General features: G+C 63.1%; 17 protein-coding genes. 12 read left to right on the forward strand and 5 right to left on the reverse strand.

Annotation, left to right across the window (positions count from 1 at the left end):
• Nucleotides 1–10 precede the first annotated feature (10 nt).
• Nucleotides 11–493: a D-glycero-beta-D-manno-heptose 1-phosphate adenylyltransferase gene (gene rfaE2 / locus ACPJXG_RS24235; protein ID WP_035824719.1), complete on the reverse strand. Its 483-nt coding sequence runs from the start codon at nucleotides 491–493 to the stop codon at nucleotides 11–13.
• A 44-nt stretch (nucleotides 494–537) separates the two neighbouring features.
• A complete protein-coding gene (locus ACPJXG_RS24240) occupies nucleotides 538–777 on the reverse strand; it encodes a DUF3717 domain-containing protein (RefSeq protein WP_425252568.1) in 240 nt (79 codons plus the stop codon).
• Between the two features lie 134 nt (nucleotides 778–911).
• Here ACPJXG_RS24240 and ACPJXG_RS24245 point away from each other — a divergent pair, with 134 nt between their 5' ends.
• The 8 genes from ACPJXG_RS24245 to ACPJXG_RS24280 all read left to right on the forward strand — a co-directional run bounded on the left by ACPJXG_RS24245 (nucleotide 912) and on the right by ACPJXG_RS24280 (nucleotide 6,042).
• Nucleotides 912–1,850 carry a hydrogen peroxide-inducible genes activator gene (locus ACPJXG_RS24245; RefSeq protein ID WP_035824715.1) on the forward strand — a complete coding sequence of 313 codons (939 nt, stop codon included), beginning with the start codon at nucleotides 912–914 and terminating at the stop codon, nucleotides 1,848–1,850.
• 77 nt (nucleotides 1,851–1,927) lie between these two features.
• Entirely contained in the window at nucleotides 1,928–2,782 is an 855-nt protein-coding gene (gene ubiA / locus ACPJXG_RS24250) for a 4-hydroxybenzoate octaprenyltransferase (RefSeq protein WP_035824713.1), read from the forward strand.
• Between the two features lie 107 nt (nucleotides 2,783–2,889).
• Complete coding sequence (locus tag ACPJXG_RS24255) at nucleotides 2,890–3,246, forward strand: glycine zipper domain-containing protein (RefSeq protein ID WP_046683402.1); 357 nt, start codon at nucleotides 2,890–2,892, stop codon at nucleotides 3,244–3,246.
• Between the two features lie 56 nt (nucleotides 3,247–3,302).
• Nucleotides 3,303–3,689 carry a phage holin family protein gene (locus tag ACPJXG_RS24260; RefSeq protein WP_046683403.1) on the forward strand — a complete coding sequence of 129 codons (387 nt, stop codon included), beginning with the start codon at nucleotides 3,303–3,305 and terminating at the stop codon, nucleotides 3,687–3,689.
• Nucleotides 3,686–4,033 carry a hypothetical protein gene (locus tag ACPJXG_RS24265; RefSeq protein WP_035824704.1) on the forward strand — a complete coding sequence of 116 codons (348 nt, stop codon included), beginning with the start codon at nucleotides 3,686–3,688 and terminating at the stop codon, nucleotides 4,031–4,033. Before ACPJXG_RS24260 ends, ACPJXG_RS24265 begins: the two co-directional genes overlap by 4 nt.
• An 89-nt stretch (nucleotides 4,034–4,122) precedes the next feature.
• Nucleotides 4,123–4,680 carry a DUF3455 domain-containing protein gene (locus ACPJXG_RS24270; RefSeq protein ID WP_425252569.1) on the forward strand — a complete coding sequence of 186 codons (558 nt, stop codon included), beginning with the start codon at nucleotides 4,123–4,125 and terminating at the stop codon, nucleotides 4,678–4,680.
• A gap of 91 nt (nucleotides 4,681–4,771) precedes the next feature.
• On the forward strand, nucleotides 4,772–5,329 hold the full coding sequence (locus tag ACPJXG_RS24275; RefSeq protein WP_278317766.1) for a sigma-70 family RNA polymerase sigma factor: 558 nt from the start codon (nucleotides 4,772–4,774) through the stop codon (nucleotides 5,327–5,329).
• On the forward strand, nucleotides 5,326–6,042 hold the full coding sequence (locus ACPJXG_RS24280) for an anti-sigma factor (RefSeq protein WP_099403293.1): 717 nt from the start codon (nucleotides 5,326–5,328) through the stop codon (nucleotides 6,040–6,042). The genes ACPJXG_RS24275 and ACPJXG_RS24280 overlap by 4 nt, the downstream gene beginning before the upstream one ends.
• Nucleotides 6,043–6,045: 3 nt before the next feature.
• On the opposite strand, the gene proC is transcribed toward ACPJXG_RS24280, so the two are convergent.
• Both proC and ACPJXG_RS24290 read right to left on the reverse strand, forming a co-directional pair.
• The gene (proC, locus tag ACPJXG_RS24285; RefSeq protein ID WP_425252570.1) at nucleotides 6,046–6,876 is read right to left on the reverse strand and encodes a pyrroline-5-carboxylate reductase; all 831 of its coding nucleotides are present in this window, start codon (nucleotides 6,874–6,876) and stop codon (nucleotides 6,046–6,048) included.
• Between the two features lie 16 nt (nucleotides 6,877–6,892).
• Entirely contained in the window at nucleotides 6,893–7,594 is a 702-nt protein-coding gene (locus ACPJXG_RS24290; protein WP_425252571.1) for a YggS family pyridoxal phosphate-dependent enzyme, read from the reverse strand.
• Between the two features lie 70 nt (nucleotides 7,595–7,664).
• Here ACPJXG_RS24290 and ACPJXG_RS24295 point away from each other — a divergent pair, with 70 nt between their 5' ends.
• From ACPJXG_RS24295 to ACPJXG_RS24310, 4 genes are all read left to right on the forward strand, one after another.
• On the forward strand, nucleotides 7,665–8,708 hold the full coding sequence (locus ACPJXG_RS24295) for a type IV pilus twitching motility protein PilT (RefSeq protein ID WP_035824693.1): 1,044 nt from the start codon (nucleotides 7,665–7,667) through the stop codon (nucleotides 8,706–8,708).
• A 3-nt stretch (nucleotides 8,709–8,711) separates the two neighbouring features.
• Nucleotides 8,712–9,851 carry a PilT/PilU family type 4a pilus ATPase gene (locus ACPJXG_RS24300; protein ID WP_425252572.1) on the forward strand — a complete coding sequence of 380 codons (1,140 nt, stop codon included), beginning with the start codon at nucleotides 8,712–8,714 and terminating at the stop codon, nucleotides 9,849–9,851.
• Between the two features lies 1 nt (nucleotide 9,852).
• Nucleotides 9,853–10,338 (forward strand): glutathione peroxidase, encoded by a 486-nt coding sequence (locus tag ACPJXG_RS24305; protein ID WP_099403295.1) that lies wholly within the window; start codon nucleotides 9,853–9,855, stop codon nucleotides 10,336–10,338.
• Nucleotides 10,339–10,523: 185 nt separating this feature from the next.
• Nucleotides 10,524–12,635, forward strand: a complete 2,112-nt coding sequence (locus ACPJXG_RS24310) for a putative bifunctional diguanylate cyclase/phosphodiesterase (RefSeq protein WP_425252573.1) — start codon at nucleotides 10,524–10,526, stop codon at nucleotides 12,633–12,635.
• Here the strand turns inward: ACPJXG_RS24310 and glcF are convergent.
• On the reverse strand, nucleotides 12,628–13,854 hold the full coding sequence (gene glcF / locus ACPJXG_RS24315) for a glycolate oxidase subunit GlcF (RefSeq protein ID WP_099403297.1): 1,227 nt from the start codon (nucleotides 13,852–13,854) through the stop codon (nucleotides 12,628–12,630). The genes ACPJXG_RS24310 and glcF overlap by 8 nt on opposite strands.
• Nucleotides 13,855–13,856 lie beyond the last annotated feature (2 nt).

Raw genomic sequence — 13,856 nt, forward strand, 5'->3', positions numbered from 1 at the left:
ACGAGCTTCCTCAGCCTTGCTGCGTCCGCACTTTCGTCAACAGCTTGGTGGTCGAGCGGTCATGCTCGAAATCGATGGCCACGGCCTGGCCGCCATACGCGAGCACGGCCTTGCCTTCGGGAATGGCCGCCATGTCGTAGTCGCCGCCCTTGGCATAGATTTCCGGTTCGATGTCCTGCACCACTTCCAGGGCGCTGTCTTCCGAGAACGGCACCACCAGGCTCACCGCTTCCAGCGCGGCCAGCACGGCCATGCGGTCTTCGCAGTTATTGAGGGGACGGTCGTCGCCCTTGCCCAGGCGTTTCACTGAAGCATCGGTATTCACGGCAACGATCAGCGAAGCGCCCAGCGCGCGCGCCTGCGCCAGGTACGTCACGTGGCCGCGGTGCAAAATATCGAACACGCCGTTCGTCACCACCACCGGTTTCGGCAGGGCCGCGGCGCGGGCGCGCAATTCGTCGCGGCCGCACAGTTTGTTTTCAAAGTCAGGCATGAATATCTCTTGTAGGGTTAAATAGGGTCACGCTAGGGTCACGCTCAGGCGTGGCTATCGCCTTGGATGCCGCCGGCATCGCGGCGCCAGGCCTCGATCAAGGCCAGGACGGCCGGCTCCAGGCCCTCTTCGGCGATGCAATCTTGCCGGTTGTAAATCATCAGCGCATACACGTCGGCCAGGCGGCTGACGGGCGACGACAGCGCATATTCATTGCCGCGCGCCGGTTGCCTGGCGCGCCAGTAATTGATTGCCGCTTCCAGCGCCTGCATCCGCAATTCCATCACCGTCTCCCTTCGCCGCCCGGTCCCGCATTATAGGGGGCGATCCGCTACAATACGCCATCGGCGCCACAGTTTCACGTTTGCGCCACCTTTCATTCATTGCAAGTAAGTACTTCCTGTGTTTCAATCAACCTATGACACTGACTGAACTGAAATATATCGTTGCAGTCGCGCGAGCGAAGCACTTCGGCCACGCCGCTGAAGCTTGCTTCGTTGCCCAGCCCACCCTGTCAGTGGCCATCAAGAAACTCGAAGACGAATTGGGCGTGGTCCTGTTCGAACGGGGCGGCGCGGAAATCTCCGTCACGCCCCTGGGCGCGCAGATCATCGCGCAAGCCGAGCGCGTGCTGGAACAGACGGCCGCCATCAAGGAACTCGCCAAGCAAAACAAGGACCCGCTGGCCGGCCCGTTGCGCCTGGGCGTGATCTACACGATCGGCCCCTACCTGCTGCCGCCGCTGGTCAAGGCCATGATAGACCAGGTGCCGCAGATGCCCTTGATCTTGCAGGAGAATTTCACGGTTCGCCTGCTCGAATTGCTGCGCCAGGGAGAACTGGACGTGGCCATCATGGCCCTGCCCCTGCCCGACCACGGCATGGCCATGCAGGAACTGTATGACGAGCCGTTCGTCGTCGCCATGCCGCGCCAGCATCCATGGACGGCGCGTGACAAAATCGCCGCGCAAGATTTGAAATCGGAAACCATGCTGCTGCTGGGCAATGGCCACTGTTTCCGCGACCAGGTGCTGGAAGTGTGCCCCGAAATGGCGCGTTTTTCCTCGCCCGGCAACGGCATGCAGCGCACGTTCGAAGGTTCTTCACTGGAAACCATCCGCCACATGGTGGCCAGCGGCATCGGCCTGACGGTCTTGCCGCGCGCCTCCGTCGCCAATATGCACGCCACCGACGGCATGCTCGAATACCGGCCCTTCGCCGCCCCCGTGCCATCGCGCCGGGTGGTCATGCTGTGGCGCAAGAGTTTTACGCGCAAGGCCGCCATCGACGCCTTGTGCGCGGCCATCGCCAGCTGCAACTTGCCGGGAATTACGCCGCTCTGCGAAGACGACGACTAGCGCCCCAAGCGCAAAATAGTACATTTACATACTATTTGCGATAATCGACCTTTCTCTTCAACAAGATCGAGTCTTCCATGAACAAGCTGGCGCTGTATTTCCGCCTGATACGGCTGGACAAGCCTATCGGTACCGTATTGCTGCTGTGGCCTACCCTGTGCGCGCTGTGGCTGGCGCAGCAGGGCGTGCCGGACTGGCGGCTGCTGCTCATCTTTACTCTTGGCACTTTCCTGATGCGCTCGGCTGGCTGCGCCATCAATGACTACGCCGACCAGGATATCGACAAATTCGTCAAGCGCACGGCCGAGCGCCCCATCACCAGCGGACGCATCAGCGGCAAGGAAGCGCTGGCCGTGGCCGGCGTGCTGACCGTACTGGCCTTTTGCCTGATCCTGCCCCTCAACGCGCTGACCAAGCAGCTGTCCGTGGCGGCCGTCATCATCGCCGGCACCTATCCCTACTTCAAGCGCTTCTTTGCCATTCCGCAAGCGTATCTCGGCATCGCCTTCGGTTTCGGCATTCCCATGGGCTTTGCCGCCATCACGGATGCCGTGCCCGTCGTCGCCTGGCTGCTGCTGCTCGGCAATGTTTTCTGGGCCGTGGCCTACGATACGGAATACGCGATGGTCGACCGCGACGACGACTTAAAAATCGGCATCAAGACGTCGGCCATCACCTTTGGCCGCTACGACGTGGCCATCGTCATGTTCTGCTATGCCGTTTTCCTGCTGCTGTGGCTGGCATGCGGCTGGTATCTGGGCTTGCGTTACTGGTTCGTCGCGGGGCTGGTGGTGGCGGCCGGCTGCGCCGTTTACCACTACACCCTGATCCGCGCACGCGAGCGTATGCCGTGTTTTGCGGCATTCCGGCATAATAACTGGCTAGGAGCGGCGGTGTTTGCGGGCGTGGTTCTGGACTTTGCTTTCCGTTAAGCAATCATCCTTGCGCCGCGGTAGCCCTTGAGGCGGCGCAAGACAGCCTGGCCGCAGCTGCCTACACTGGTATTTCACTGTGCAGTTTCACTTCCATGAGGTAATACATGAGCTCGATACATACCGGAAAATCCAGCAGCGACAGCATCCTCGCCGACGCCGACAAGGCCCGCGACAAACTGGTCGGCGACCTGAAAACCGTCATCAATGAAGCGGAAGGCTGGCTCGACGGTGCCAAGGATCAGACGGGCGAGAATGTCAAAGCCGTCAAGGACAAGTTCATCGCCACGCTGGAAACGGCCAAGAAAGACTTGATCAAGCTGGAAGAAGACTTGCTCGAACGAACCAAGAAGGCGGCCAAGGCCACCGACGAATACGTGCAGGACAATCCGTGGAAAGCCGTGGGCGCGGGCGCCGTCGTGGGCGTGCTGTTCGGCCTGCTGCTTTCCTCGTCACGCCGCTAGGCAGTACCGACGCAGTACCGACGGCCTTGGCCGTCTCCTGACGCGAAAGGCAGCATATGGCTATCGTGCACCATGTCGCCCAAGTCGCAGCGACCCTCGCCGCCATCGTCCAGACACGTCTGGCCCTGGCGGCCGTGGAAATGGAAGAAGAGTCGCTGCGCTTCCTGTCCTATCTGGCGCTGGCCATGCTGGCACTGCTGTGCCTGTTTGTCGGCCTCGTATTGATCGTGTTCCTCGTCATCGTGCTGTTCTGGGATACGCACCGCATCGCCGCCATCGCCATCACGGCCGCCGTTTTCATCGTCGCCGCCATCGCCACCCTGCTCGGCGTGCGCGCCAGTTTCCGCAGCAAGCCGAAACTGCTGTCCTTCACACTTTCCGAACTGAACAAAGACCTGGACGAGCTGCAATTGCTGGCCCGCCGGGGATCGGAGCGGCCATGACCACGCATCCCACCAAGTTGTCGCATGTGCACACGGCCGCCAGCCTGGCGCAGCGGCGCGACGCCCTGCTGGCCGAATGCGCGCTGCAGCGCCTGGCCCTGGGCGTGCAGACACGCCAGTTGCTGGAGCCGCTCACGGGCGGCAATCTGCGCCACACCCTGGCCACGCGTTTTAAAATTCCCCTGATGATAGGCGGCGGCGTGCTGGGTTTGCTGCTCGTGCGCCCGCGCCGTTTCCTGCCGCTGTTGCGCGCCAGCGGCGCGCTACTCAAGCACGCCACCACCGCCATGCCCGTCGTGCTGGCGCTGGCGCAGCGTTTCAGCAAGAAAGACACGCCGGACTAAAATATTTTTTCCTGGCTGCATCCAAATTGCAAACCCCTGCGTAGTAATGGTATCAACCAGCCGGTTGAGCCAACTACCAGGAGTTCGCCATGCTTGCCTTCACCGCCCCACGCCACACCGTTCCCGCACTGACTTTGCTGGGCGCCGCCCTGCTGCTGACGGCTTGCGCGCCCATGAGCGCGCGCTATTCGCAGGAACAATTGCCGAACGCCGTCAAAGTGCCCGATGGCCACCAGGTCGCCATGCAAACGGTGGGCGTGGGCAAGATCGCCTACGAATGCAAGGCCAAGAAAGATATGACGGGCCATGAATGGGTCTTCGTGGGACCGGACGCAGCCTTGAACGACCGCGGCGGCATGCAGGTCGGCACGTATGTCGGCCCACCTGCCACCTGGGCCAACCTGGACGGCTCGAAAGTGACGGCAACGCAAGTGGCCGTGGCGCCGGCCAGTGCGGGCAACATCCCGTATCAGTTGGTGAAAGCCAACCCTGCCACGGGAAGCGGCGCCATGCAGGGCGTCAGCTACATCCAGCGCGTGGCCACCAGCGGCGGCGTGGCGCCAAGCAGCCCCTGCGGCATGGAGTCCATCGGCGCCAAGCAATGGGTACCTTACCAAGCCGATTATATCTTTTGGAAAGCAGCATAAAAGCGTGAGCGTGACGGTTGGCAAGCTGGTTTCTGGCCTATACTCGGTCTTGAAAACTTGCTAACCGTTAACTCCAACGATTGCGCCGACCTTGCCAACCCTAGCCACTCCGTTCGATTACGATGCCGCCCTGCGCGCTTGCGCCAGGGGCGAGCAGCAGGCATTGCACGGCCTGTACCAGCAGGAAAGCCGCTATCTGCTGGGCGTGGCTCTGCGCATCGTGCGCCAGCGGGACCTGGCCGAAGACGTGCTGCACGACGCCTTTCTGAATATCTGGCGCCGCGCCGGCAGCTTCGACGCCACGCGCGGCAGCGGCAAGGGCTGGATCTATGTCGTGGTGCGGCACCAGGCGCTGGATGTGGCGCGCGCCCGCGCCCATGAAGTATCGGCCGACGAGGATACCGTGGAAACCCTGCTGCACGAACGACTAGGCCATGATGCCAGCGATGCCTATGCCGACCAGGCGGATCTGGGCAAGCTGCACGATTGCCTTGGCCACCTGGAGGAAGGCAAACGCAATAGCATCCTGTACGCTTACGTCGATGGCTGTTCCCATAGCGAAATCGCGCAGCGGCTGCAAGCGCCGCTGGGCACGGTGAAAGCCTGGGTCAAGCGGGGCCTGGCCGCCTTGCGGGAGTGCATGGGATGATCGACAGCGACGATGAATTGCACAGGCTGGCCGGCGAATACGTGCTGGGCACCCTGGAACGGGCCGAACGGGCGGACGTGGAACAGCGCTTGCCGCGCGACGCCGCCTTGCGCGACGCCGTCGATGCCTGGGAACAGCGTCTGCTGCCATTGACGACCCTGGCGCCGCCCGAAACGCCCTCGGCGCAACTGTGGCCGCGCATCGGCGCCAGCCTGTTCACGCCAAAAGCCGTGCGGCAGGCGGGCGGCTGGCAGGCTTGGTGGAACAGCCTGGCCTTCTGGCGAGTGCTGGCCGGCGGCGGCCTGGCGGCCACGGCCGCGCTGGCCGTGCTGGTCACTATGCAACTGCAGGCGCCAAGCGGACCCGGCTATCTGGTGGTGCTGGTGGCGCCGCAAGATAAATCGCCGGGCTGGATCGTGCAGGCGGGCGGACGCGGCGGCAAGAACCGCGACCTGAGCCTGATCCCGCTGGGCCCGACTGCCGTGCCGCAGCAGAAAGCCCTGCAATTCTGGACCAAGGGCAAGGACTGGGGCGCGCCCGTCTCGCTGGGCCTCGTCAAGCCGGGGCAAAGCCTCAAGCTGACCCTGGACAAGCTGCCGCCGCTGCAGCCCGATCAACTGTTTGAAATCACGCTGGAGCCGCAAACGGGCTCGCCGACAGGCAGGCCGACAGGGCCGATCCTGTATATCGGCCGCGCCGTCAAGGTGATGTAGCGTTTATTTGCCCAGCTCGTCACCCATCTCGCGCCCGCGCTGCGCGGCCGCCTTGATGCCCTTGACGATGGCCGCCTTCACGCCGCTCTCTTCCATGCTGGTGAGGGCCGCGTACGTCGTGCCGCCCTTTGACGTGACCCGCTCGCGCAGCAAGGATACGGGTTCGCTGGAGTTCGCCGCCAGCTGCGCCGCGCCCGTAAAGGTGGCAATCGCCAGCTGCGTGCCCTGCTCCGGCGTGAGACCCAGCTCGGCCGCCGCCTGCTGCATCGCTTCGATAAAGTAAAACACGTAGGCAGGGCCGCTGCCGGACACGGCCGTCACAGGATCGATCTTGGCTTCGTCATCGAGCCAGACGGTCTGGCCGACGGCGCGCAGGATGGCGTCCGCCGCCTTTTTCTGTTCTTCGCTCACGCCGCCGCTGGCCACCATGCCCGTGATGCCCATGCCGATCAGGGCCGGCGTGTTCGGCATGCAGCGCACGATGGCGGGGTAATCGCCGAGCCAGCGCGACAGGTCTTGCGCGCGTATGCCGGCCGCGATCGACAGGATCAATGGCGCCCGGTCACCATCAAGGAAAGGCAGCAACTGCGCCGCCACCTCGCGCATGCTTTGCGGTTTCACGGCCAGCACGATCACGTCCACGGCGCGCAGCGCGTCGTCCGCAAGCAGCGCCGTCGTCACGCCGAATTGCGCCTGCAGTTTTTCCAGCGCGGGCGCGTGCGGATCGATCACGTGGATATTGCCTCCCAGGGTCAATTTGCCCGTCAGGCCGGCGATCAGCGCGGCGGCCATGTTGCCGCCGCCCACAAAGGCGATATTCAATTCTGTCGTCATGCTTGTTCTCTCTTTATCAGGAATAGTTGCGGGAACCGAAAATGGCGCTACCCACGCGCACGATGGTGGCGCCTTCCAGCACGGCGGCGCGCAAGTCGGCCGACATGCCCATCGACAAGGTGTCGAGCGCCAGCCCTTCGGCCTTCAATTGTTGGTACAACACGCGCAATTGCGCAAAGGCAGCGCGCTGCAGCGTGACATCCGTTTCCGGCTCGGGAATGGCCATCAGGCCGCGCAAGCGCAAACGGGGCAATTGCGCCACGGCATGCGCCAGCGCCGGCAGTTCGGCTGGCGTCACGCCGCTCTTGCTCGCTTCGCCGCTGATATTGACTTGCAGGCAGATATTCAGGTCCGGCAAGCCGGCCGGGCGCTGCTCCGACAGGCGCGCGGCGATCTTTTCCCGTTCCACCGTGTGCACCCAGTCGAAGTGCTCGGCAATGGGGCGCGTCTTGTTGCTCTGGATGGGACCGATGAAATGCCAGACGGGTGCGCCTTGCGGCAGCGCAAGCTTGACGGCGGCAATCTTGTCGAGCGCTTCCTGCAGATAATTTTCGCCAAACGCCGTCTGGCCCGCGCGCATGGCGTCCAGCACAGCGTCCGCGCCAAAGGTTTTCGACACGGCCAGCAGGGTCACGTCTTCCGGCAGGCGCCGCGCCTCCAGGGCCGCCTGCGCAATACTGTCTCGCACGGCTTGCAAGTTCTGTTCGATTGTGGACATAATCATTTTCTAGTGTATAGGGGCGGCGGCACAGTGCGCCAGCCCATCAATGCAGGCACAGGGATTATAAATGGACATCTCCGAACTACTCGCTTTCTCCGTCAGCAACAAGGCTTCCGACTTGCACCTGTCTTCCGGCCTGCCGCCGATGATACGGGTCAACGGCGACGTGCGCCGCCTGAACGTGGCCCCGCTCGAGCACAAGGAAGTGCACAGCATGATCTACGACATCATGAACGACAGCCAGCGCAAGGCGTATGAAGAAGCGCTGGAATGCGATTTCTCGTTCGAGATTCCCGGCCTGGCCCGCTTCCGCGTCAACGCCTACAACCAGGAACGAGGCGCCTCGGCCGTGCTGCGCACGATTCCGTCGAAAGTGCTGACCCTGGAAGAGCTCAACGCGCCGCGCATCTTCGGCGAGCTGGCCATGCGCCCGCGCGGCTTGGTGCTGGTGACGGGTCCGACCGGTTCGGGCAAGTCGACCACTCTGGCGGCCATGGTGAACCACGTCAACGAGCGCCTGAACCACCATATATTGACCATCGAAGACCCGATCGAATTCGTGCATGAACCGAAAAAATGCCTGATCAACCAGCGCGAAGTCGGTTCGCACACGCATTCGTTCAGCAATGCGCTGCGCTCGGCCCTGCGCGAAGACCCGGACGTGATTTTAGTGGGCGAATTGCGCGACCTGGAAACCATCCGTCTGGCGCTGACGGCGGCCGAAACGGGCCATCTGGTCTTCGGCACCCTGCACACCTCGTCGGCGGCGAAATCGATCGACCGCATCATCGACGTCTTCCCCGCCGAGGAAAAGGAAATGGTGCGCGCCATGCTGTCCGAATCCTTGCAAGCCGTCATTTCGCAGAACTTGCTCAAAACCAAGGATGGCGCGGGCCGCGTGGCCGCGCATGAAATCATGCTGGCCACGCCGGCCGTGCGCAACCTGATCCGCGAAGCGAAAGTGGCGCAAATGTATTCGGCCATCCAGACGGGCAGCAATGTCGGCATGCAGACGCTGGACCAGTGCTTGAGCGACCTGGTCCGGCGCGGCACGATCTCGGCGGAAACGGCCCGCTCGGCCGCCAAAGCCCCTGAAAACTTCCCCGGATAAGCCATGCAGACGACGCACGAACACTATGGCGCCATGCACGCGCTGCTGGCGCAGATGCGCGCACGGGGCGGCTCGGACCTGTTCATCACGGCCGGCTTTCCTGCAGCCATCAAACTCGACGGCAAACTGACGCCGCTGGCCGGCGGGGCGCTCGATGCGCAACAGGCGGCCGGCTACGTGCGCGCCGTCATGAACGAACGCCAGGCGGCCGAGTTCGAATCCAGCCGCGAAGCCAATTTCGCCATCAGCCCGGACGGCCTCGGGCGTTTCCGCGTGTCCGCCTTCGTCCAGATGGGCCAGGCAGGCATGGTCTTGCGCTTGATCAATACCGCCATCCCCACCCTCGATGGGCTCGGTTTACCCGCCATCCTGCAAGACGTGGTGATGAGCAAGCGCGGCCTCGTCATCATGGTGGGCGCCACGGGCTGCGGCAAGTCGACCACCCTGGCGGCCATGGTGGGCCACCGCAACGCGCACAGCCATGGCCACATCATCACCATCGAAGACCCGGTGGAATTCATCCATCCGCACGGCAACTGCATCGTTACCCAGCGCGAAGTGGGCGTCGATACGGACGACTGGGGCACGGCCCTGAAAAACACCCTGCGCCAGGCGCCTGACGTGATACAGATCGGAGAAATCCGCGACCGGGAGACGATGGACCACGCCATCGCGTTTGCCGAAACGGGCCATCTGTGCCTGGCGACCTTGCACGCGAACAACGCCAACCAGGCGCTGGACCGCATCATCAATTTCTTCCCCGAAGAGCGGCGCCAGCAGTTGCTGATGGACCTGTCGCTCAATTTGAAGGGCATGATTTCGCAGCGCCTGATCCCCGGCAAGGACGGCGGCGGACGCAAGGCGGCGCTGGAAATCCTGCTCAACTCGCCGCTGATGAGCGACCTGATCTTCAAGGGCCAGGTGCACGAGATCAAGGAATTGATGAAAAAGTCGCGCGAGCATGGCATGCAGACCTTCGACCAGGCCCTGTTCGACCTGCACGAAGCGGGCGCCATCAGCTATGAAGACGCGCTGCGCAATGCGGACTCCGTCAACGACCTGCGCCTGACGATCAAACTCAAGGGCGCCACGGCGCCGGAACCGGCCCCGCAAGCGGGCGCCACCAAACTGGGACTCCTCTGACATGACCAGCATCCACGATTTCCAGGCCGAGGCACTGGACGGCACGCCGGTCGACCTGGCGCGCTACAAAGGCAAGGTATTGCTGATCGTCAACACGGCCAGCGCCTGCGGCTTCACGCCGCAATACCAGGGACTCGAAGCGCTGTACCGCGAATTTCACGAGCAGGGCCTGGTCGTGCTGGGTTTTCCCTGCAATCAATTCCGCCAGCAAGAACCGGGATCGAACGGGGAAATTGGCGCCTTTTGCGAGAAAAACTTCGGCGTCACCTTTCCCCTGTTTGCCAAGGTCGACGTGAATGGCGCGCAGACCCATCCCCTGTTTGCACAATTAAAACAGGCGGCGCCCGGCATATTGGGCACGCAATCGATCAAATGGAATTTCACCAAGTTTTTGGTGCGTAAAGATGGCAGCGTATTTCGCCGCTATGCGACGGCCAGCAAACCAGCCAGTCTGGCGGCCGACATACGGCAATTGCTACAGGAGTAAAAACGGATTGCTTTGATTTAAGACAACAATCATGTGAAATCCATAAAACTGCATTTATTTCATGCTTGATATCAATATTGTGTTTCAAATAGCAAATATCGGTGATAATGTTTACATAATTATTCGCAGATATCGATCATAAAACGATGCCAGTCTTTGGGAAAATATTATCTTCTTGGATGCGGATGGGCAGTTATCCCCGCCTCTTCATCCCTATTACCTTCCTGATACTCGCCGTTTCCGCCGTTCGCTATCACGCCCTGCTGGGTACCGAAACGGCGTTGGCCAATGCGCGCTACCAGAGCGACGCCCGGCAACTCGACCTGTTCCTGGCCAATAGCGTGCTGCCGCTGGCCGTGCACACGGACCGGCATGCGACGCACGACAGCGTGCGGCAGGCGCTGCGCAGCGCCTTGCCGCTGAACCGCAGCCTCGTTTCCGCGCGCTGGGATACGGCTGGCGGGCATATCGAAGTGCTGGCCGACAACAAGCCAGGCGACACACTGGCCGACGGCGTGCCGGCGTGGTTTGCGCGCCTGGCGGGCATGGCGGCCATCCGCAGCCGCCTGACGGTGGCGCTACCTGACGGCGGCGACGGCATCCTCGACCTGCACTACACGCCCGGCCGGCCCCTGGCGCAGGTGTGGCAAAGGGTGCTCGAGCAGGCCGTCCTCAGCAGCATCAATATCGTCCTCGTCTTCCTCCTGCTGGGCTTGATCCTGGCGTCGCACCGCAAGCTGCTGGCGCGCTTCGTGCAAGCGACCGACCGCTTCCGTGATGGCAATTTCGCCGTGCGCCTGGCGGCCGGCGCCACGCCCGAGGCGCAAGCCGTGTCGCAGTCGTTCAACGGCATGGCCGGCGATATCGAAGAACTGCTGACCTCGCTGAAAACCAGCCAGCGCCAGCTGGGCGAACAGCTGAACGAAACCGTGCACATGCAGCAGGCGCTGCAAAAGCTGTCGTGGCAAAACTACAATGACGTGCTGACAGGCTTGCCCAACCGTGCCGCGCTGGCCGCCCGCTTCGAGCAGGAACTGTTCCTCGCGCGCGAACGCCAGCGCCTGCTGGCCGTCTGCCTGTTCGACCTCGACCACTTCCAGGCCATTAACGACCGCTACGGCGCCGAGGCCGGCGATGAAATCCTCAAGCAGGTGGCCGGCCGCCTGCACGGCTTTACGGGCCAGGTCCATTACGCGGCGCGCCTGGGCGGCGATGAATTCGTCATGCTGCTGTGCGGCCAGGCCAGCATCGCCAGCATCGAACAGAACATCACGCAATTGATGCAGGAACTGAGCCGCCCCTACCAGTGCGACCAGCAGGCGCTGCACGTGACGGCCAGCGCCGGCATCGCCGTGTATGCGGGCAAGGACTTGAATACGGAAAGCCTGCTGCGCCACGCCGACCACGCCGTCTACCAGGCGAAACTGACGGGGCGCAACCAGTACCACTTCTTCGACACCAACCTCGATGAAGAAGTCCGCACCCACCACAACCAGCGCACGGAAGTGCGCCACGCCCTGATCAATGGCGAACTGCGGCTGTACTACCAGCCCAAGGTGAACATGCGCGCCGGCACGGTGGTGGGCATGGAAGCGCTGCTGCGCTGGCAGCATCCGCGCCGCGGCGTGCTGGCCCCCGCGCAATTCCTGCCGCTGGTGGAGCAGACGGATTTGATCATCGACATCGGCGAATGGGTGCTGCGCCAGGCCCTGTGGCAGATGCAGCGCTGGGTGGCTTGCGGCAAGCACTGGGTAGTCAGCGTGAACATCGCGGCGCGCCACTTCCAGCAAGCCGACTTCGTCTCGCGCCTGGAAACCATCCTCGGCGAATTTCCCGGCGTGCGCGCCAGCATGCTGGAACTGGAAATCCTCGAATCGTCAGCCCTGCACGACATCGAAGACGTGCGCCGCATCATCCGCGCCTGCCAGGCGCTGGGCATCACCTTCGCGCTCGACGATTTCGGCACCGGCTACTCGTCGATGTCATATTTAAAACGCCTGCCGGCGAATATCGTCAAGATCGACCAGAGCTTCGTGCGCAACATGCTCAACGACCGCGACGACCTGCACCTGGTGCGCGCCGTCATCGGCCTGGCCCGTTCATTCAGCCTGACGGTGATCGCCGAAGGCGTGGAAAGCGTCGAGCATGGCGCGCGCCTGATCCAGCTGGGCTGCGACCTGGCGCAAGGCTACGGCATCGCCCGCCCCATGCCGGCCGACGCCGTGCTGGAGTGGGCTGCGAACTTCGTGCCGGCGCCCCAATGGCGCATTGCGCAGTACAGCGAAGCGCCTATTTAGGCGTCAAGGCGGAGTCGATCAGCTCGATCCAGTGCCGCACGGGCGTCTGCGTGCCTGACTGCAGGTGGCTCAGGCAGCCGATATTGGCCGACACGATCATCTCCGGCTCGCACGCTTCCAGGTTCGCCACCTTGTTGTCGCGCAGCTGCTGCGACAATGCCGGCTGCAAAATCGAATACGTGCCGGCCGAACCGCAGCACAGATGGCTGTCGGCGCACAGGCGCACGTCGACGCCGACGGCGCGCAAGACCTGCTCCACCTTGCCGCGTACCTGCTGGCCATGCTGCAGGGTGCATGGCGGGTGATATGCCACCCTTTTCCCGATGCGTCCTTTCAGCAGCGCCGCCAGCTCGTTTTCAAACGCCGGCATGATCTCGGACAGATCGCGCGTCAGTGCCGCGATGCGCCGCGCCTTGTCCGCATACTGCGGATCGTGCGCCAGCAAATGTCCATATTCCTTCACCGTGGCGCCGCAGCCGGACGCCGTCATGACGATGGCTTCGGCACTATCGACATACGGCCACCAGGCGTCGATATTGCGGCGCATGTCGTCCAGCGCCGCTTCCTGGTCATTCAGGTGATGGCGTAGCGCGCCGCAGCAGCCGGCCTTCGGGGCGACGATCAGTTGCACGCCCAAGGCGTCGAGCACGCGCGCCGTGGCCGCGTTGATGTTCGGCGACATGGCCGGCTGCACGCAGCCGTCCAGCAGCAGCATGCTGCGCGCATGCTGGCGCGTCGGCCATGCCCCCGCTTGCGCACCCGGACGCAATTTATCCTGCAAGCCTTTCGACAGCAGTGGCCGCAGCGCCTGCCCCGCCTTGTACACGGGCGTAAACAGCCAGCGGCGCGGCAAGGCTTCCTTCAGGGCGAAGCGCAGCGCGCGTTCGCGCAAGGGGCGCTGCACGCGCTGCTCGACGACGTTGCGGCCGATGTCGACCAGGCGCCCGTACTGCACCCCGGACGGACAGGTCGACTCGCAGTTGCGGCAGGTCAGGCAGCGGTCCAGGTGCGTCTGCGTCTTGGCCGTGACGGGCGCGCCTTCGAGCACTTGTTTGATCAGGTAAATGCGTCCGCGCGGGCCATCGAGTTCGTCGCCCAGCAATTGGTAAGTGGGACAGGTGGCCGTGCAAAAGCCGCAATGCACGCAGGCGCGCAAAATGGCTTCGGCTTCGTCGCCTGCCGGCGTATTCTTGATGAAATCGGCGAGATTGGTTTGCATGC

The sequence above is a fragment of the Janthinobacterium sp. NFX145 genome, from assembly GCF_049810325.1.
GTDB lineage: Bacteria > Pseudomonadota > Gammaproteobacteria > Burkholderiales > Burkholderiaceae_D > Janthinobacterium > Janthinobacterium rivuli.